This is a genomic window from Ancylomarina sp. 16SWW S1-10-2 (assembly GCF_009669305.1).
GTDB lineage: Bacteria > Bacteroidota > Bacteroidia > Bacteroidales > Marinifilaceae > Ancylomarina.
Map to the genome: position 1 here is coordinate 28,372 of NZ_SADB01000003.1, position 20,409 is coordinate 48,780.

Annotated in this window: 11 protein-coding genes; 6 read left to right on the forward strand and 5 right to left on the reverse strand. The window is 35.2% G+C overall.

Annotated features, from left to right (window positions below; all coding sequences use genetic code 11):
- Window positions 1-1,629 precede the first annotated feature (1,629 nt).
- The 5 genes from EMN46_RS03250 to EMN46_RS03270 all read right to left on the reverse strand — a co-directional run bounded on the left by EMN46_RS03250 (window position 1,630) and on the right by EMN46_RS03270 (window position 9,274).
- The gene (locus EMN46_RS03250; RefSeq protein ID WP_154199244.1) at window positions 1,630-1,779 is read right to left on the reverse strand and encodes a hypothetical protein; all 150 of its coding nucleotides are present in this window, start codon (window positions 1,777-1,779) and stop codon (window positions 1,630-1,632) included.
- A 134-nt stretch (window positions 1,780-1,913) separates the two neighbouring features.
- Window positions 1,914-3,458 (reverse strand): sulfatase, encoded by a 1,545-nt coding sequence (locus EMN46_RS03255; protein ID WP_154199245.1) that lies wholly within the window; start codon window positions 3,456-3,458, stop codon window positions 1,914-1,916.
- 195 nt (window positions 3,459-3,653) lie between these two features.
- Complete coding sequence (locus tag EMN46_RS03260; RefSeq protein ID WP_154199246.1) at window positions 3,654-5,717, reverse strand: glycoside hydrolase family 127 protein; 2,064 nt, start codon at window positions 5,715-5,717, stop codon at window positions 3,654-3,656.
- A gap of 7 nt (window positions 5,718-5,724) precedes the next feature.
- Entirely contained in the window at window positions 5,725-7,206 is a 1,482-nt protein-coding gene (locus EMN46_RS03265; RefSeq protein WP_154199247.1) for a sulfatase-like hydrolase/transferase, read from the reverse strand.
- A gap of 52 nt (window positions 7,207-7,258) precedes the next feature.
- Window positions 7,259-9,274, reverse strand: coding sequence for a glycoside hydrolase family 127 protein (locus EMN46_RS03270; protein WP_195715170.1), 2,016 nt, complete (start codon window positions 9,272-9,274; stop codon window positions 7,259-7,261).
- 416 nt (window positions 9,275-9,690) lie between these two features.
- Between EMN46_RS03270 and EMN46_RS03275 the strand changes: the two genes are divergently transcribed.
- The 6 genes from EMN46_RS03275 (at window position 9,691) to EMN46_RS03300 (ending at window position 20,233) form a co-directional block, all read left to right on the forward strand.
- A complete protein-coding gene (locus EMN46_RS03275; protein ID WP_154199249.1) occupies window positions 9,691-11,073 on the forward strand; it encodes a sulfatase in 1,383 nt (460 codons plus the stop codon).
- Window positions 11,074-11,075: 2 nt separating this feature from the next.
- Window positions 11,076-13,100, forward strand: a complete 2,025-nt coding sequence (locus tag EMN46_RS03280; protein ID WP_154199250.1) for a glycoside hydrolase family 127 protein — start codon at window positions 11,076-11,078, stop codon at window positions 13,098-13,100.
- A 180-nt stretch (window positions 13,101-13,280) separates the two neighbouring features.
- A complete protein-coding gene (locus EMN46_RS03285; protein ID WP_154199251.1) occupies window positions 13,281-15,302 on the forward strand; it encodes a glycoside hydrolase family 127 protein in 2,022 nt (673 codons plus the stop codon).
- A gap of 257 nt (window positions 15,303-15,559) precedes the next feature.
- The gene (locus EMN46_RS03290; protein ID WP_229130253.1) at window positions 15,560-16,624 is read left to right on the forward strand and encodes an SMP-30/gluconolactonase/LRE family protein; all 1,065 of its coding nucleotides are present in this window, start codon (window positions 15,560-15,562) and stop codon (window positions 16,622-16,624) included.
- 331 nt (window positions 16,625-16,955) lie between these two features.
- Complete coding sequence (locus tag EMN46_RS03295) at window positions 16,956-18,599, forward strand: sulfatase (RefSeq protein ID WP_154199252.1); 1,644 nt, start codon at window positions 16,956-16,958, stop codon at window positions 18,597-18,599.
- A 173-nt stretch (window positions 18,600-18,772) separates the two neighbouring features.
- Complete coding sequence (locus EMN46_RS03300; RefSeq protein WP_154199253.1) at window positions 18,773-20,233, forward strand: hypothetical protein; 1,461 nt, start codon at window positions 18,773-18,775, stop codon at window positions 20,231-20,233.
- The last annotated feature ends 176 nt before the right edge of the window (window positions 20,234-20,409 follow it).

The window sequence follows — 20,409 nt, forward strand, 5'->3', positions numbered from 1 at the left end:
ATCCCACTTATCTGTTGTTTTTTATAAATCGTTGTTCTTCTTCTTGTTATCCATTAAAATTACATCTAATGGACTTTTTATTTTTGCAAGAGATTTTTTACTTTCAAGGGTTTAAATCTCTCATGTTTTACTCTACTCAGAATCTTAAACTGTTTTGATCTGTTTGCTGAGTTTTGTAGCTCACCTCATTCTGTTTTACAGGCAAGGATTTTTTATAGTTCTTAAAAATACGATTTTGAATAAACTTAAAGGTAAATTATTGTAAAATGTTTTGTGGAATTATTATAAATAGCACGCTTCATGTTTATCTCTTTTTATTCAAAAACAAAAGAGCTTCAGTTTTGTGAAGCCCTTTGCTTAAAATATGCTTAAACCAAATTGCTGTCAGGCTCGTTTTTACTGCGGTGGCGTTTTACCAATTCGTTATTTGTATCGATCTGCACACTTATGATTTTTATATTGCAGGTAAGTAATTGGGAGAGACCTCTGTTTGGCAAGCTAAATACGGCGAATTAGTAAATTGGAGGAGAAACGATTCAATATGTTACCGATTTTAAGGTTTTTGGTATTTGCGTTTTCGGCTTTAAATAAAAAGCAATCTCCGTTGAGAGTCTTAATATTTTGTGGGTTCTTCATTATAAAGCTTTAGACAGATTCCACAAGCTTATGGATGCCATTTACTGCTTATTTACAGTTTAAACGTGACAAGAAACTTCTATTTAATTGGATTCTCATTTTAGTGTTTAACAATAATTTCTTGTAAAAACAGACTCAAAGCTGTAGGCATAGTTATCTCGAAGAAAAAAACCTAAAATAAGGGAGGTTGATAACATCCATTAATTGCTCCACTAAAGGTTTAGGGAAGCCTTCAACATTTGTTAACGGTTCCACTAAAGGCTTAGGCAAGTATTCAACATTTGTTAATTGCTCCACTAAGGTCTTAGGCAAGCCTTCAACATTTGTTAACGGCTCCACTAAGGGCTTAGACAAGTCTTCAACATTTGTTAACGCCTTACCTTAAAGAAAAGAAGGCATTAATTTTTTTAAACGATCTTTCTGAAGATAATATCAAGCCAATATAATTTAGTAATGACTTGACTATTGCTTGTGTTAATTCTCATTTGATAAAGCCCATGTTTCTGCACGATTTATTCTGTCATTTTTCTTCTATTATAAAGGGATGCGATACAATTGCGTAGGAGTGGGGACAAATAGATTGTTCAAAGATTATTAGGAAGAAATATAGTCTAATGAACGGACTTAAATTCTCCCTTTAAAGTCATCAAAAAAACAAATAAAAGCGTCGATAAGTCATAAACAGTCCAATTTAAGATGGCATGTTGTTTCATACTTGTGCTCAGCTTGCCAAAGCAGATCGTTATCTATTCAGTTTATAGAAAGGACAAGTAAATAGAGAGCATTTGAAATGGTGTGGAATCTAATTATCAAACATCTATTTTTAGAATGGGCTTAGTTTGATTCAACAATGGACTTTCGCCTTTGTGTATTTTGTGAAATAACTTTGCGCCTTTGCGTGAAAAGAATTGTGGGAGGAGGGTTTTTGATAAAAACAGCATACCAAAAAGCTCGACTTGTGGGGCGAGCTTTCTTTATATAATTGGGATGAGTTTAATTCTCTTCAATATTGAATCCGACCTCTTTTAGTTGTTCCCAAAAGTTTGGGTACGATTGATTAACGACCATGGGGTCTGCAATTTTAATCTCTGGTCGAAGCATTGCAATTGGAGCAAGAGCCATTGCTATTCTATGCTCGTGCATTTATACCGCTAGTAACCAAGGGCAAAACCCTTGGGTACTGCTGTGTTAAATTGCCAACTCGTAGTAGACTGAATAGTAACAAAGTTTTTTAGGCTGATTCTAAACCTAAGAAACATCATGAGTCTAAGAGGGGATTAATTTTTTTCACACTTAATATAGCGTTCCATTAAAGCTTTAACCTTAAGGTCTTTTACATCGCCTAAGTGTTTAAGTAATACATCACGCATCGTCTTTAATTGATCCGCATAAGCTTTATTTCTATAGAGATTTACCCTCTCTTGGGAATCATTTTTTAAGTCATATAACTCATCATCACCGCAAGGATTGAAACAATATTTCCAATCTGGAGTACGTACAGCACGCTCTCCGAACCAGTGACCGTTATACCACTCATATCGATAAAAAGCCACATCTGGCACATTAGCCCAAGCTTCATTACCATTTTTCAATAATGGAATTAACGAACGGGAATCAACATTCGAAACAGTAGGCTGTAAATGCATATATTCTACTAAAGTCTGATTTAAATCAATAAGACTTACTTGGTGTTTAATCTTCTGAGGAGCCGTGTTAGGCGCTTTAATTAACATAGGAATACGCATTAAACCATCATAGGCATAAGGACCTTTGTCGTATAATCCGTGTTCTGAAAGCATACTTCCCTGATCTGAAGTAAATACGATTAACGTATTATCCCACATACCTAAACGTTTAATCTCATCAAACAATTTTCCCATCGATTGATCACACATCGTCATAAGACCCATTGAATAAGAGGTTGTTTTACGCCAATCATCATCACTCATATGGCCTAAATTCATCCATGGCCACAATACATCATGTTGATATTCGAGTCCTGGCTTATTTTCTTTATAAGACTCAGGCAATACAACTTTATTATAATCGTACATCTTGTCGTAAGGCGCTGGTACTGTATAAGCTGGATGTGGGGTATGGAAACCCACTGTCAAATAGAATGGACGTGAATCGTTAGCCGCTTTACGCAAAAACTTAATACCACCGTTTACCTCAACTTCAGGTTCACTTGTTTCGAAGGTTTTTTTCTTATCAGTAGAATAATATTCTGGTTTTTCTTCAAAAGTTTTACCTTTTTCGTAATATTTATCAAGTGATTCAAATTTAGGACGTTTAAATTTTTTCATTAAACTAGCACCATTACGACCTATAAACATGTCTGCACCTCTATCTTCAGGCGTCACATATCCTACGTGCCATTTACCAATATAGCCTACATTATAACCAGCATTTTTAGCCCACTCTATTATTGTAGGTTGATCTGCTGGGAGTGTTGCAATAGGGGAGTGCCATAGGTGTAAATTATCATCTAATCCGGTACGATGACCATAACGACCTGTAAATAATGCGGCACGTGATGGACTACAAAGACCTGTTGTGGTACAAGCTTCTGAGAAACATGTTGATTCGGATGCCAGTTTATCCAAATTAGGTGTTTTCATTTTACCACCACCAAAACCAGCCATATCTAAACGCATATCATCCATGATTATAAAAATGACATTACGTTTTTCTGGAAATGGTTTTTTTGATTCTTTTTTAGACGTTTCTTTTTTTGAAACTTTTGCAAAAACAGGGCTCACTATAGCACCAGCAAAAACGATTAAGGCTAGTAATGTGAGTTGTTTAATTTTATTATTCATGATTACCAATTTTTGGTTTTTTATTTATTAATGTTGGTTAGAATTTTTTTACCACTGAGTTCTCTCCGAAAAGTCGGCGTTTTTAAATTTTCAACTTTTTACCCCTGACCACTAAAGGGAAACATGTTAAAAATTATAGAACTCCTTGAAATCCCCTTTAGGGGATTTAGGGGTATTTGACTTTTCGGATTGGACTCACCATTTAATAGGAAAAAACACGGACATTTTGCCTACACCTCTATTTGCCCAAGCATAATAGGGAATAAAGGTCATTTGAGTCTGGCGCGTTTTCATAACTTCTGTATCATAGAGTTGATCCTTATGCAAAGCTTCCGTTCTATGGTAAATAGTAGGAATAGTTATAATATTAATACCACCTAAAAGTTGGTCTTTATAAGCTACTTTAAATTTAGAATTTGCACCTAACATCACATCTTCAAATTCCATATAAGGTTTGATATAATCGATACCTTCAGCACAATAAATTAATGGACCATTAGCCACGGCGGCCTGATTAACTAGTTCCTCAACTCGATTATTCGCTACGAGTAAACGAGGTTTCATATTTAAATTTAGTGATATCTTATCTCCTTTTTTCCATGTGCGATTAACACTAGCAAATGTGCCAGCTTCGACTTTAATGGTTTGATTATTTACCATTAATTGTGCATCTTCAGCCCAATTAGGAATACGTAATTTTAAATCGAAAGAGGCTGATTTGGCACTTTCGTAACTTATAGCAATGTTACCATCCCAAGGGTAATTTGTTTCTTGTTTTAATGCTACAGGCTGACCATTAACAGTTGTTTTAATCTCATTACTACCATAAAGCGTAATAAATAATGATTTTTTGTTTACTGCATAAGCATAATTGTTAGTTTCTGTTAGGAAACGAACCATACTTGTGGGACAACAAACACATGATACTTCATTGGTCCAACGTTTAGCATGGTCCATTGACTTAAGATCGCCATTATTACCATTTCGACGTAAAGGATTTGTATAAAAATAACTCGTACCATCTATAGACATACCCGATAAATCATTATAGAAACCGATTTCCATTTGATCTACATATTTAGAATCGCCAGTAATCATAAACATTCTCCAGCTGAAATAGGCACCATAAAGAGTAGCACAAGTTTCATTATATGCATCCGCATTTTTTAAACTATAAGGTAAGCCAAAAGCTTCGTGAACAGTTGTTGATCCCATTCCGTTACGAACTTCTGGATCTATTCCATCATGAACATTTCCAAGACCACCTGTTACCGATGCTTTACGAGTATAAATATCATTCCAAATATTTTTTAATGGTTTCAAAAGAGTTGTGTCACCTGTTTCCGCATAAAGATCTGCTGCACCATTGTAAAGTACTGGAGCAGTAACGGCATGTCCAACCGCTTGATTTTCTTTTCTAAATGGAGTTGCATTCTGATAAAAAGATGTTTTAATATGACCTTTACCCGTTACAAAACGGTTAGCCAAATCCAAATATTTATGATCTAAAGTACAACGGTAAAGTTCAACCAAACCCATTATTTGAGTTGAATTGTAATCTGCTGTTGCTTTCTCAGGAGTTACTTCTGCAAATGCTTTATCTAAACAATTTGCTGCTTTAATAGCAACATCGAGCAAAACACGCGATTGAGTAACTTTATAATGAGTACAAGCTAATGTTAGTAAATGCCCAATATTATATGTTTCATGGTATCCTCTCACCGAAAAATGAGGTTCTTTATGAATAAATTTACGAGTCTTGAACTGACTAGGACCTTTCAAACCATATCCTAATTGAAGATGAGTTGTTATATATCCATCTTCATCTTGAGCACTTGCAATAAGTTGAGCACAATCATTTATTCTTTTTAATAAATCAGCGCTAGGATGAATTGCATAGTAGGCTACTTGCGCTTCAACCCATTTATAATAGTCACCATCTTGCCAATTTGTTCCAAAAGATCCAAATCCAGGTTTCATTTCACCTGCAACTTTTCTGAAATTATCTTCAGATTCTTTCATGAAATAGTCATATTCCGCAGGAACTACACTATCCATAGCCAACTGAAAACGATCAGCCCAGAATCCATTTGTCCATTTAACACTACCCATATCCACATTGTGAGCTACGATATGAGAATTAGGTGTTGCATTTATATAAGGTTCATTAGCTACAGCTTGCGAAAATCCGTTTTGAGCTATCATACAAAGAGATGCTAAAACGATTCCTTTGCCGATCTTTATTATATTGTTTGTCATCACTTTATTATTTATAAATTAAAGGATTAACCTTATCAAGATATCGAGGTTCTTTATATTTATTCATTTGCGCTATTAGAGACTTCATAATGGTGTCGCTCACAGATTTATATGCAGAATCTCTGAAGCAATTTTTGATCTCTAAAGGATCTGTCTTTAAATCATATAACCAAGGCGTATCTACTGTTGAAAGGACTAATTTGTAACGACCATCAGTTGCCATTACCCAATTAAAAGTACTTGTTCCGTAAACTATTCTCTTAGTATCAACATATTTAGCTTTAGATGTTAATGATGATGCAAAAGCTTGACCATCCATTCCTTGAATTTGAGGTACATCCATAAGTTGTAATAAGGTTGGCATTAAATCAACATTTACGTGAGGTGTTGAGATAACTTTGCCTTTTCTGATTTTATTAGGATAACGAATTATTAAAGGTACATGAGCCGAAGTCTCAAAAGGTAAACCTTTGTTTATGCGATGATGTTCAAAATTCAATTCTCCATGATCTGCAGTAAATACGACGATTGTATTGTCGTCTATCTTGTGTTTTTTTAATGCCTCCATAATACGTCCAATATTATCATCGATATCTGTAACCATACCAAAATAATTGATAATATGAGATTTATCAAACTCAACACCTACTTCGTTACTTAACTCAGAGCGAGCCCACTTTGGTCTGTCTTCAACTTTTTGATGATAAGTTGAAGGAGCGTGGTAATCTAAATCAGCGTACATTTTATCGTAAGGAGGTACAGCAATATCTGGAGAATGAGGATCTGGAATGCTAAGCACTAAACAAAATGGTTGATCTTTATTTTCTTTAATGACATCTAAAGCTTTGTCAGTCAAAAATTTGGTGCAGGGTACAACTAATTTTCCTGGTACTGGTTTCGGATTATTAGTAAGCGTAATATGCTTAGGATCTCTACCAACCACATAATATTTTTGGTGACCAGTATTAAACATATAGGTATTGTCATCAAAACCCAATGATGGCGTAAATTGCCATCCTGGAATAGGTTCATTATCAGCTAAATGCCATTTGCCAATATAAGAAGTTGCATAATCTTGATCCTTAAGAGCTTGTCCTATAGTTGTTGCATCATGACGTAAGCCACAACCATTTAATGGTACGCCTACTTTATCAGGATAACAACCCGTAAATATAGACGCTCGAGATGGTGAACATACTGGCGCTGAGGCGTAATAACTTGTGTATATAGCTCCCTCTTCTGCTATTTTATCTAAATTTGGTGTATTAGGTGCAATGTTTTCACCCCATCTACAAGCTAATTCTTCTGGTAAAAAGTCTCTATAGCTACCAATAGTAAGATAAGATTGTTCATCTGTCATAATGAAAATCAGGTTGGGCTTTTTTTTATTGTTTTTTGCTTGTAGATTCTGATTGCTTAGAATCGGAGCTATAAAACTGATTAATAGAGTTAATATTAATCCTTTACATATTAATCTGTTTGAATACATGTTTTTTATATTTCAATTTTTAGTTAAACTTGGAAAAGTATCAGATTCTATTTTATTCCCATTTTATAGGTATAAAGACTGTCATTTCACTTAGACCTCTATTACTCCATGTGTAATATGGAATAAGATTAAGTTTTGTTTCCTTAACTTCCGGATTTAATTTGCTGTATAATTTATCTTTTGGAGTTATTGATTCACGCATGTAGGCATTCTCTACTGTAATCTCATTTATACCTCCAAGCATATCTTTTTTGTATTGAACTTTAAACTCTGGATTTGAAGGAATTAATAGGTTTGGTAATTTAACAGATGCTTGACTATTTTCATTTGTCTCTGCACAATAGATAAGTGGACCATAAGCCACTGCAACTTGACCACGAAGTTCTTCCACTAAAGGATTAGCTTGAATAAGTCTTGGTTTCATGTCTATGTATAATTCTACCTTATCGCCATGTTTCCATATGCGTTTAACCTGTGCAAATGTTCCTGCTTCTACATTGTGCTTTTCACCATTTATGGTATAATAAGAGTTTTTAGCCCATGCTGGAATTCTTAACATCAAAGCAAAATCATTATGAAGTTCTCCACTAAAGTTAAAGGTCGATTTACCACTAATAGGATAATCAGAAGTCTGATCGAACGTGACTCTTTTCCCATTAATTTGTGTACTCATAATATTACTACCATAAAGAGTGACGAATAGTTTACCTTCTTTTTTAGCGTAAGCATAATCATTCGTTTGGGCTAAAAATCTTGCTATACTTGTAGGACAGCAAACACATGTTTCTTGATTTGTCCAACGTTGATGGTGATCTAAAGAAAGTAGAGGTTGGTCCTTTCCATACCAACGAAGTACGTTTGTGTAAAAATAACTTTTTCCATCAAGTGCCATTGATGATAAATTATTGTAGAATGATGTTTCCATCTGATCTACATATTTGGCATCGCCTGTTAAAATGAACATTCTCCAAGAGAAAAAAGCTCCATAAAAGGATGCGCATGTTTCATTATAGGCAGTTGAGTTTGCTAGGCTATACGGAGCACCAAATGCTTCTTGAACTGTTGCATTTCTATTTGTTGGAGATACGCCGTTGTGAACATTTCCTAAACCACCTGTTACCGATGCTTTACGAGTATAAATATCTTCCCAAATAGCTTTTAAAGATTTTAGTAAGGCTTCGTCTCCTGTTTCGGCACATAAATCTGCGGCTCCGTTATATAAAACGGTTGCTAAAACGGCATGCCCAACAGCCTGAGTTTCTTTTCGAAGTGGTGTTGCATTTTGGTTCATAGCATCTTTTCCCATACCACGAGAACTTACAAATCTATTCGCTACATCTAAATATTTTTGATCTTTGGTACATCTATATAGTTCCATTAAACCCATAATTTGAGTGGGGTTAAAATCCATATCAGATGTTTCTTTGCTTGTGGTAGGAAATTGTTTGTCTAAAAAGGCACCTACTTTTATAGCTACATTAAGTAAGGTGCTATCTCCGGTTACGCGATAGTGTGTTGTTGCAAGTGTCATTAAATGTCCCATGTTATAAGTTTCATGGAAACGACAAGTTGCAAAACGTTTAGGATGTTTAAATTTGTGTAACTGATAAGATTTTGGTCCCATTAAACCATGACCAATTTGAGTATGAGTCGTTAAATAACCATCTTTAGCTTGAGCATCTGCAATAAGATGCGCACGACGCTGAATCTCTTTTAATAGTTCAGGACTTTTATTTATAGCGTAAAGAGAAATTTGAGCTTCTAACCATTTGTAATAGTCCCCGTCTTGCCAGTTTGTTCCTTGAAAGCCAATTTTTGATTTCTTTTCCCCTGCAAGTATTTTAAAATTGTCTTCTGAAAAATTCATAAAGTAATTCCATTCTGCTGGTATTACATTATTTTCGTCTAAGTCAAAACGATCTTTCCAGAAACCTGGAGTCCATTTTACTTCTTCCATTCCAAGACCTCTAACTGCTACATTAGCATTAGAAGTAGGATTGATATAAGGTTTTACAGGACGTTCTTGAGCAAAAAGAGTCGTTGCTAGCAAGCAAAAAACTACTATCATCCGATTTTTCATTATATTTTATTTTTAGCTGTTTTATTATAATGTTAACAACACTAAAGGAACGCAGATTATAAGAAATGGGCTAGCTCATTTTTATCACTTGATGGGCCATTTTTAGCTTTATTTAATTTGTTCTCTAAATTGAGAAGGTGTTCTGCCAGATATACGTTTAAAATGTTTATTAAATTACTCATAGTTTGGAAACCCGAATAATCGTATACCTCATTTTTAGATGCGTGTTAGATTTGTTATTTAAAGTAAGGGGTAAAATAATGTAATGACGAGGTAAATTTCACCAAGCTAGTTCATTCTAATTTGATTTTCTTTGCTAATGAGAATAATTTATAACGGTTGCAGACTTATCATTTGAATCGTAAATACAAATTATTGGAAGTGAAACAACATAATTTACTAAGATGAGATATAAAGTATTATTTGTTGCGCTGTTGCTTGTTCAGCAGTTCGCATTCGGTCAAAAACAACCTAATATAATCCTTCTTTTTTCTGATGATGCAGGGTATGCTGATTTTGGATTTCAGGGAAGTAAAGTAATGCACACGCCAAATCTGGATAAATTAGCTTCAGAAGGTGTGAAATTTACACAAGGGTATGTGTCTGCATCTGTTTGTGGTCCTTCGCGTGCAGGACTAATGACAGGTCGTTATCAACAACGTTTTGGTTTCGAAGAAAACAATGTACCGTCATATATGAGTGCTAATTCAGCTTTAGATGGTGAGAACATGGGTTTACCTCTCGATCAGGTAACTATGGGAGATTATTTAAAGAAGTTGGGTTATACGACAGCTGTTTTTGGAAAATGGCATTTGGGAGGTGCTGATTGTTACCATCCATTAAAACGTGGATTCGATGAGTTTTATGGTTTTCGTGGTGGAGCACGTAGCTATTATGAATATTCAAATGTTTCGAAAGTAGTACGTGAAAAACGTTTGGAGCGTAATTTTGAAGAATATGCAGAACCAGAAAGATATTTAACCGACAGACTTGGTGAAGAAGCTGCGGATTTTATTGAAAGAAATCAGGATAAACCATTTTTTGCTTTTGTGTCGTTCAATGCCGTTCATACGCCTATGGAGGCTGAGGCAAAGGATATGGATAAGTTTCCTCAACTGTCTGGAAAAAGACAGCAAGTTGCTGGTATGACATTAGCATTAGATCGTGCTTGCGGATTGATTCTTGATAAATTAAAAGAACTTGGCTTAGATGAAAATACCTTGGTGGTTTTCACAAACGATAACGGTGGACCTACAGATAAAAATGCTTCTGTTAATCTTCCATTGGCGGGAACTAAATCGAATCACTTAGAAGGTGGTGTGAGAGTTCCATATATCATGCGATGGCCAGGTAAAATCAAAGAAAATACAGAATATGATTATCCTGTAAGTACAATGGACCTGTTACCTACGTTTGTAGCTGCAGGTGGAGGTGATTCTAAAGCATTGGAAAATGTGGATGGTGTTGATCTACTTCCTTTTGTTAAGCATGAAAACACAGGCAGACCTCATAACGTTTTGTTTTGGAAAAAAGCCTGTCGTGCTTCTGTACGTTTGGGCGATTGGAAATTATTACGTTTCCCAGATCGTCCTGCAGAGTTGTATAACATCATTAAAGATGAGTCTGAACAAAACGATTTGGCAGCTAAGTATCCTGATAAAGTACGTGAAATGTACAAGATGATATTTGATTGGGAATCTACTTTAGAGCGTCCTCGTTGGTTGTTACAACGTAAATTCGAAAATGTTGATATTGATAGAATGGATAAATACAGAAAAGTAAAATAAACATGATAAAGAGACTATTATTAACTGCTTGTGGAGTAACACTTTTATTCTCAAGCTACGCGCAAGAAAACGGAATCATTAATAATGCCAAGAGTCCCTATGTGAAACTCAAAAGTATAGACATGGGCGACTGTGTTTGGACGGATGGATTTTGGGCTAGCAAAATTGAAAATGCAAAAGATAGCATGGTTCCATATATGGGGCATCTTTTATGTGGCGATACGGGTCATGCTTTAAATAACTTTAAAATTGCCGCTGGCCTTCAGCATGGAGAACACAAAGGTATGCGATGGCACGATGGTGATTTCTATAAGTATATGGAAGCTGTTACGTATTTGTATTCTCAAACCAAAGATGAAAAGTATCTTAAGGAATTAGATGGGTATATTAAAATAATTGGTGAAGCTCAAGAAGCAGATGGTTATTTAGAAACTCAAATACAGCTAAATCCGAAGGTAGATCGATACGAGAATCGAAAATATCACGAAATGTATAATACCGGTCATTTGTTAACAAGTGCTTGTATTCACTATAGAATTACCGGACAAAGAAACTTTTTGGATATTGCCATTAAGCAAGCCGATTTGTTATACACGATCTTCATGCCCGAGGATAAAAAGTATGGTCGTTTTGGCTTTAATCAAACTCAGATTATGGGATTGGTTGAATTGTATCGTACTGTTGGCGATAAGAAGTATCTTAAGCTAGCAGAGAAGTTTATTAATAATAGAGGTAAATATAAAGTTGAAGAAACGCCTGCTACTGTTGGTTATCCAATTGGAGATATGGTACAGGAATTTACGCCATTGCGTGAAGCTACCGAAGCTGTTGGACATGCTGTTCTTGCTTTATATTATTATGCTGGAGCTGCCGATGTTTATTCTGAAACTGGAGAGAAAGCCTTAGTTGATGCTTTGGATCGTTTATGGGATAATGTAACCAATAAAAAAATGTATGTGACTGGTGCTGTGGGGCAAACTCATTATGGTGCATCAACAAACCGACAAATGATTGAAGAAGGTTTCATTGATGCTTATATGATGCCAAACATGACAGCTTACAACGAAACATGTGCCAATATTTGTAATGCGATGTTTAGTTACCGTATGTTAGGAATTCATGGGGAGTCTAAATACGCTGATATCATGGAATTGGTTGAATTGAATAGTGGTCTTTCGGGAATTAGTATTGATGGTAAACACTATTACTATGCAAATCCTCTTCGAGTAATCGATGGTTCTCGTGACTATGAAAAAATGAATACAGAATATCCTGAGCGTCAGCCATATTTAGATTGTTTCTGTTGTCCTCCAAATTTGGTGCGTACTGTTTGTAAAATTTCAGGATGGGCATATAGTAAATCGGAGAACGGTATAGCAGTGAATCTATATGGTGGAAACAAACTTTCAACTACTTTATTGGATGGTTCGAAAATTGAACTAAGCGAGGTTACTAATTATCCTTGGGAGGGTACAGTAACTATTACTGTTGATAAATGTAAAAAACAGGCTTTCGATATAATGCTTCGTATTCCAGATTGGGCAAAAAACTCAAAAATATTAGTGAATGGAGAAGCTACAGATGTTGTTGTAACACCAGGAAAATTTGCGACAATGACTCGTAAATGGAAAAAAGGAGATGTCATTTCGCTTGATATGCCAATGGAAGTAACTTTCGTTGAAGGAAACACACGTATTGAAGAAGTTCGAAATCAGGTTGCTGTAAAACGAGGTCCAATTGTTTACTGTGTTGAATCGGCCGATTTACCAAAAGGTACTCATATTGTTGATGTCTATCTAAATAGTGCAGCTCCTTATAAAGCGGAATTCAAAAAAGATCTTTTAGGAGGCGTTACGACAATTACAACAGAAGTTCTTATTCGTAAAAATAGTAACGAAGATAGCATGTATAAAACAGTGAGAAAACCAGAATTTGAAACCCGTAAGGTACAATTGATTCCAAATTATGCTTGGAGTAACCGCGGACAAGGTGAAATGACTGTTTTTATGCCAATAGTTTGGAAATAAACCAGAAGAAGTTTGTGAGACAATAAAGACTCCTTGTATATAAAATTACAAGGAGTAAGATTAATTCATAATTAAAAACAGGCTAGAATGAATCAGTATTTCGTGCAAATAGGAAACTATAAAGCGAGTACTGATTTTTTTTTGTAATTAAATCTGTTACTGCATTTTAAAAATAATATAATGAAGAAATTACTACTATTTACTCTGAGTATTATAGTGTTTGGTTCTGCTTTTGCACAGAAGAAAGGCATCATCAATAACTCGGAAAGTCCGAATGTGAAATTCAAGAGTATTGATATTGGAGATTGCACTTGGACCGAAGGATTTTGGGCTGATAAATTTAAAGTGTGTGAAGAAACAATGGTTCCTTATATGGGAGAATTGTTGTGCGGAGATATTGGTCATGCACTTAATAATTTTAAAATTGCTGCCGGACTTAAAGAGGGCGAGCACAAAGGAATGAAATGGCAGGACGGCGATTTTTATAAATGGATGGAAGCAGAAATGTATGTTTATGCTCAAAATAAAGACAAAAAAATTCTAGCTGATCTTGATAAGTATATTGATATTATTGGGAAAGCACAACAACCAGATGGTTACTTACAAACTCAGGTAACACTTAATGGTTGGGAGCGTAATGGAAACAGACAGTACCATGAGATGTATAATAGTGGTCACCTGTACACAAGTGCTTGTATACACAATCGTATTACCGGAAAAACTAACTTTTTGGATATTGCCATTAAGCATGCCGATAATTTGTACGATACCTTTATGGTAGATGACCTTTCAGATAATTTAAAGCGATTTGGCTTTAATCAAACACAGATTATGGGTTTGGTGGAATTGTATCGTACGACAAAAGACGAAAAATACCTTAAACTGGCTGAGTTGTTTATTAACTTAAGAGGTCAGTCGAAGGTGGAGCCAAGTAAAGTTGCTGGTTATAAGTTTATTGGTGACATGGTTCAGGAACGAACTCCTTTGCGCAAAGAAAAGAGTGCAGAAGGACATGCTGTTCTTGCTTTGTATTTTTATGCAGGAGCGGCCGATGTGGCAGCAGAAACAGGAGAGAAAGCATTGGTTGATGCTTTAGATAGACTTTGGGATAATGTTGTAGAGAAGAAGATGTATATAACTGGAGCATGTGGTCAAACTCATCATGGCGTATCGTCGCATGTTGATATGGTTCATGAAGGTTTTATTAATGAATACATGATGCCAAATCTTACTGCCTACAACGAAACGTGTGCAAATATTTGTAACTCGATGTTTAGTTATCGAATGTTGGGTATTCATGGGGAATCCAAGTATGCTGATATTATGGAATTGGTCTTATTCAATAGTGCACTTTCTGGTATTAGTATCGAAGGAAAAGACTATTTCTATGCTAATCCACTGCGAGTTTGTAATCATGCTCACGATAATCCTGATGCAGCAACAGAATTCGATCAACGTATTCCTTACGTAGAATGCTTTTGCTGTCCTCCAAACTTAGTTCGAACTATTGCTAAAGTATCTGGTTGGGCATATAGCTTAACAGATAATGGCGTAGCGGTAAATTTATACGGTGGAAATAAACTGACTTCTAATTTATTGGATGGTTCTAAAATTCAGCTTTCTCAAGTTACAAAATACCCTTGGGAAGGAGCAGTGAAAATTACAGTGGGTAAGTGTAAAAAAGATGCTTTTCAGCTGAGATTACGTATTCCTGATTGGGCAAATGGTAGCAAGCTATTAGTAAATGGCAAAGATGCGGGTGTTGATGTAAAAGCAGGAACCTATGCTGTGGTTGACCGTCAGTGGAAAAAAGGTGATGAAATTTTATTGGATATGCCAATGGAAGCAAAGTTGATGGAAGGTAATCCTTTAATTGAGGAGGTAAGAAATCAAGTAGCAATTAAAAGAGGGCCAGTAGTTTATTGTGCCGAATCGACAGATCTTCCAAAAGAGACTGGAATCTTAGACGTTTTTCTTCCTTTTAAATCGGAATTAAAAGCGGAGTATAAACCTAATTTTTTAGGTGGTGTTTCTACGATTAGTGCAGACGTAAAACTTCGTAAAGTTGATGAAAATGAAATGTATAGTGAGGTGAAGAATGTGGTGTGGGAAACATACAAGACACAATTTGTCCCTTATTTTGCATGGAGCAATAGAGGTCAATCGGAAATGACAGTTTGGATGCCAATTCTTTGGGAATAAACATTTATGAAAAAATAGCTTTTATACATTTAACAGTTGTTCGAAATGAATAAAAGAGTAATCTGTTTTTATTGTTTATTAATAGTTTTTGCAGCTATCTAAATCCAAAATGCTTATTGTTAAGTTTAAAATGACAATAAGCATTTTCTGTTTATTCCATGTGGTGTTGTCTCCAATGTTAAAGATTTACTGGTTGATTTTGAAATAGGATACATCAAGGTGTGGATAAAAAATACAAATCAAAAATGATAGACAGAATGAATAAATTTAAAAGTAATTCGATTTCAATAATTGTGTTTCTAACGGTCGTGTTTTTTTTCATGATAAGTTTATTCAGCTGTTCTGAAGAGAATAGAAATTTGAATACTGCGAAACTCTTTGTTGAATTACCCGATTATTGCCCTACTCCCGATGCTTTTGCACTTGCACCCGATGGTAGCTTGACTTTATCGTGTCCAAATTATGCCGAAAAAACAAAACCGGGAGTGTTGGTGCGAATAACAAAAAATGGTGTGGTTTCAAAGCTTGCACATGTCGAAGGCGTAAAGCTTGGAACCTTTTCAAATCCAATGGGAATCGATTATGCTCCCGATGGTTCGCTGTTTGTTTGCGCAAGCCAGGGGGCAAATAATGGGCGAATTCTTCGGATGGTCTTTAATGAAGGTAAATTGATGTCAACTGAAGTTATTGCGTCGGGAATTAATGGACCTAACGGTTTAAAATATTACGATGGAGCAATTTATGTTACGACTCCAAAGTTGCCTATGTTTAAAACTGAAAAAAACACCAGTGGAGTTTATCGCTTTTTGGTGTCCGACAGAAATATTGAAGTTCGAAATGATAGTACCGATGTGAATTTGATATTTACAAGTCAAACTCAAAATCCGAGAAAACAGTTTGGATTGGACGGTTTAGCCTTTGATAATAGTGGACATTTGTTTGTTGCTGACTTTGGCGATGCCACTATTTTTAAATTGAATTTAGATACAATAGGCAAGGTGATTGATAATGAGGTGTATGCTTGTTTGCCCGATTCTACAGGAATAGACGGTATGACTGTGGATGAAAAGGGGAATTTATATATTGCCGGTTTTTCGCAAAACCAGATTTGGAAAATAGATGTAGATAAAAAGGTATCGATTATGGCACAATACCCCGATAACAATGGAGCGAATGGTGAATTGGATCAGCCTGTCGATGTTGTGATTTTTGAGAATAAGCTACTTGTTTCTAATTTCGATTTAATGACAGAGGCTGGCATGGTTAATAAGTCGCATGGTAAGCCTTATACACTTTCATTTTTTGAATTGGTTTTAGAATAATCTAAATACTCGTAACGAATAAATGCAGTTTAACAAATGAATGAGAAATGCCTTCGAAATTATAAGTGAATCGTAACTTATTTCTGAATAATAGGTGATAAAAATAAACCATCGCCAGATAAATAATACGAACTTACATAGAAAATTTTCTATTTAATTGGTACGCTGTAATTCTACAAATATTAGAACTAGAAGTAAAACAGAAATATATGAAACGAACATAAAAAAACAAGCATTTATTAATCCGCGAAAATGATTAATCTTTTTGTTGGAGTTATCTGTTTGTCATACAGGCTAGCATCTTACAAATGAAAAATTTAAAAACAAACAAATGAAAAATTTAATACCACTTATTCTAATTTCCTTGATAACATTGAGTTGTAATTCGGGTTTGAAGAAAAAAGAAGCACTTAAGAAAAAGCCAAATATTCTTTTTCTTGCAGTAGATGATTTACGACCAGAATTGGGATGTTACGGTTCTGAAATTGCTGTAACTCCAAACCTAGATGCTTTAGCTGGTGACGGATTGTTATTTGATAACGCCTATTGTCAACAGGCTATTTGTAGTCCTTCACGAGCAAGTTTAATGACTGGTGCTCGTCCGGAAACCATTGGAGTAATCGAGAATTATACCGATTTTCGTGATGTAAATCCTGATATTGTAACATTACCTCAACAATTTAAAAAGTTTGGTTACGAAACAGTGTGTTCAGGGAAAATCTTTCATGGTAAGTATAACGATCCGAAATTTTCGTGGAGTAGATTGCCTGTAAGACCTAATGTAGAGCGCGCGGCTACAAAAGGAGGATATGCTTTAAAAGAAAATCAGGAATTCTATAAAAACCAACGTGGCGTAATGATTGCAAAATATGGTCCTGATGCGCCTAAAAATGGTTTAGTTCAAGGACCTGCTTACGAATGTGCCGATGTGTCTGATGTAACCTATGAAGATGGTTACAATACAATTTCAGCAATTGCAACATTAAAAGATATGTTGGCTAAAAACCCAGATAAGCCTTTCTTTTTAGGATTAGGTCTTAAAAAGCCTCACTTGAGTTTTATCGCACCTAAAAAATATTGGGATATGTATAATCGTGAAGATATTCCATTAGCAGAAAATAACGTGGCTCCTAAGAATGGTGCCGCAATGGGATTGCATCCTTCGTTTGAACTTAGAGCAAGAGCCGGTATTCCTAAATATGGTTCTATTAATGACTCTTTGGCTAGAACATTAAAACATGGTTATTTGGCTTGTGTGAGTTATGCCGATGCTCAAATTGGGAAAATGATTAAAGCATTAGACGATGCAGGTGTGCGTGATAATACCATCATTATTCTTTGGGGTGATCATGGTTGGCATCTTGGAGATATGGGTATTTGGGGTAAGGCAACTAATTACGAAATTTCTACTCGTGTTCCTTTAATGATATGGACACCAGATATGCCAAATGAAAATAGAGGTGTAACTACGAAGGCATTGGTCGAACTAGTTGATATGTATCCTACTCTTTGCGAATTAGCTGGAATAGAGAAACCTGCTCACCTAGAAGGACAAAGTTTTGTTCCTTTATTAACAAATCCTGAGAAAGAATGGAAATCGGCCGTTTTTAGTCAGTTTCCAACTCCAGCCTTAAGAGAATGGGCTGCAAATCCACTTTCACCAGGAATGCGAGAAACGTATTTCGGTCCACTTATTAAAGATGTTGAAGGTAAAATTATTGCACAGCAAAAGGATAAATGGGATCGTAACTTATTCGAGAATAATTTGATGGGTTATGGTATGAGAACCAATCATTATCGATTAATTGTATGGAAAGATTATACGAATCCTAAATCGGAACCCGTATTTGTTGAATTATATGATCATGTTAACGATCCAGCAGAAACAGTGAATATTGCCGATGATAAACCAGCATTGGTAAAAGAATTGTTGGTTCAATTCAATAGTGGTTGGAAAGGTAATCTTGCAAAGTAAACATTGAATAGAATTTTGGGCTAGCCTTATATAAAGGTTAGCCCTTTTTTTATATGCGAACTTGATTGCTTGGATTTAAATGAAAAAGATTTTAGCAGAGAATAATGCGTAAAGGTTCGTATTTGATCAGGAAGATAGGTAACTTAATATTTCACACAATTAAACTAATTACAATGAGAAATAGATTTAGCATATTAGGAATCGCATTAGTAATGCTGGTTGGTTGTGAGGCTGAGAAACCTATTGAAACAGTTTCGATAGTTAATAATTATAAAAATTGGCAGTGGGATAGTGTATTTGTTGCTAAGAATAAATACATCAGTTTAGCTGTAGTTCCTCAAGCTGCAGGCCGTATGTTGGAATATAATTTAGGAGATGTTCCATCATTGTGGTTAAATCCAAAATTATTTGGAAAATCATTTGCTCCTAATGATGAGGTGAAGCAAAATGAGTGGAGAAATTTTGGCGGTTATCGTTTGGTGCCTATTCCTGTGGGTAATTGTGCAATTGGAGCTGATGGTAAGAAATCAAAACGTTGGCCACCTCCTGTGGTGATTGGAGATAGTCCATATAAAGTTGGAATTTCAACCAATAAAGATGGCATTCAGTCTATTGATGTTGAATCGGGAATTCAAGAGCTTCCTGTTCCATCTTTTGATAATAAATCTCAAAAATTTATTCATCCTGAAACAATTGATGAGCGTTTGCAATATAAACGAAGTTTGCACATTGAAACGGGTAGTAGTCTGGTTTTTATCAAGCATACATTAATCAATAGAGGTGATAAAGCGGTAAAAAGAGGAATCATGACCACAAGTCAGAATATTTCTCGAAGTAAACCAGACTTAGAAGACGGGGAGAATTTTAGAGCTTACATTCCTTTCGATAAGAAGTTTAAATTGCCCGATGGCGAGCAGTATCATATTAATGTAACTCCTGAATCGCATTGGAGGTATGTTCACCGAAATAGAATGCCTTTGGATAAGAACAATCCCGAGCACGTAAAGAAGTATTTCAATCATGGAACTAACTGGAATGGTGAAGTTGCTCCGGGAATTTTTGAAATAGAGTATGATTATTACCTAATGGGAGGTTTTCATATGATCTCGTCAAAGAACTGGCTTTGCTATGTGATTAAGACTAACAATACGGCATTTGTGAAGATTATGGAAGAATATGATCCAAGTCTTGAATATGATTTTGGAGTAAATGCAGCCATTTACAATAGTGGTATGGTTACTGGATATTTAGAAACGGAAGTAAAAACTCCAATTCATACAATTTTACCAGGCGAGAGTTTCGATTATCAAGAGATTCAAGGAGCGGCTAAAATTGTATCAACACCAATTCTAGATGTCAACAGGGCTGGAATTATTACTCAAAAGTTGAATTTTGATTCTAAAACAAATAGCTTAAATGGGCAATATGGCGTATTCCATGAAGGAAAGGCAATACTTCGCTTGTTGAATGAATCAGGTGGAAAGATTAACGATTTACCTCAGGAAGATATAAACCCGTTAAAACCTTTCACTTTAAAATATTTGTTAGGAAAGAATGAGAACCCATTGGGTTGTCAGTTGCTTATTAAAGATACCGATGGCATAGAATATTTATTAGATTCTTTTACCTTTTAGAGGTAACTAGTTTGGTTTTAACTTCGATTACATGTCAATTAAATGATTTCATCTTTGTGAATAATATGATGTTGATTTGTATTTACTAGCTTGTTAAATGAACTTCTGTCTAATTTTTAAATATTTGAATTCAGATTTTTTATTGTTTGATATTTTACTGATTTTGAATGTGTTTT

Bases quoted from the DNA above. Each gene is read 5' to 3' on its own strand.
- EMN46_RS03250 (WP_154199244.1), bottom strand. From the start codon at position 1,779: ATGCACGAGCATAGAATAGCAATGGCTCTTGCTCCAATTGCAATGCTT.
- EMN46_RS03255 (WP_154199245.1), bottom strand. From the start codon at position 3,458: ATGAATAATAAAATTAAACAACTCACATTACTAGCCTTAATCGTTTTT.
- EMN46_RS03260 (WP_154199246.1), bottom strand. From the start codon at position 5,717: ATGACAAACAATATAATAAAGATCGGCAAAGGAATCGTTTTAGCATCT.
- EMN46_RS03265 (WP_154199247.1), bottom strand. From the start codon at position 7,206: ATGTATTCAAACAGATTAATATGTAAAGGATTAATATTAACTCTATTA.
- EMN46_RS03270 (WP_195715170.1), bottom strand. From the start codon at position 9,274: ATGATAGTAGTTTTTTGCTTGCTAGCAACGACTCTTTTTGCTCAAGAA.
- EMN46_RS03275 (WP_154199249.1), top strand. From the start codon at position 9,691: ATGAGATATAAAGTATTATTTGTTGCGCTGTTGCTTGTTCAGCAGTTC.
- EMN46_RS03280 (WP_154199250.1), top strand. From the start codon at position 11,076: ATGATAAAGAGACTATTATTAACTGCTTGTGGAGTAACACTTTTATTC.
- EMN46_RS03285 (WP_154199251.1), top strand. From the start codon at position 13,281: ATGAAGAAATTACTACTATTTACTCTGAGTATTATAGTGTTTGGTTCT.
- EMN46_RS03290 (WP_229130253.1), top strand. From the start codon at position 15,560: ATGAATAAATTTAAAAGTAATTCGATTTCAATAATTGTGTTTCTAACG.
- EMN46_RS03295 (WP_154199252.1), top strand. From the start codon at position 16,956: ATGAAAAATTTAATACCACTTATTCTAATTTCCTTGATAACATTGAGT.
- EMN46_RS03300 (WP_154199253.1), top strand. From the start codon at position 18,773: ATGAGAAATAGATTTAGCATATTAGGAATCGCATTAGTAATGCTGGTT.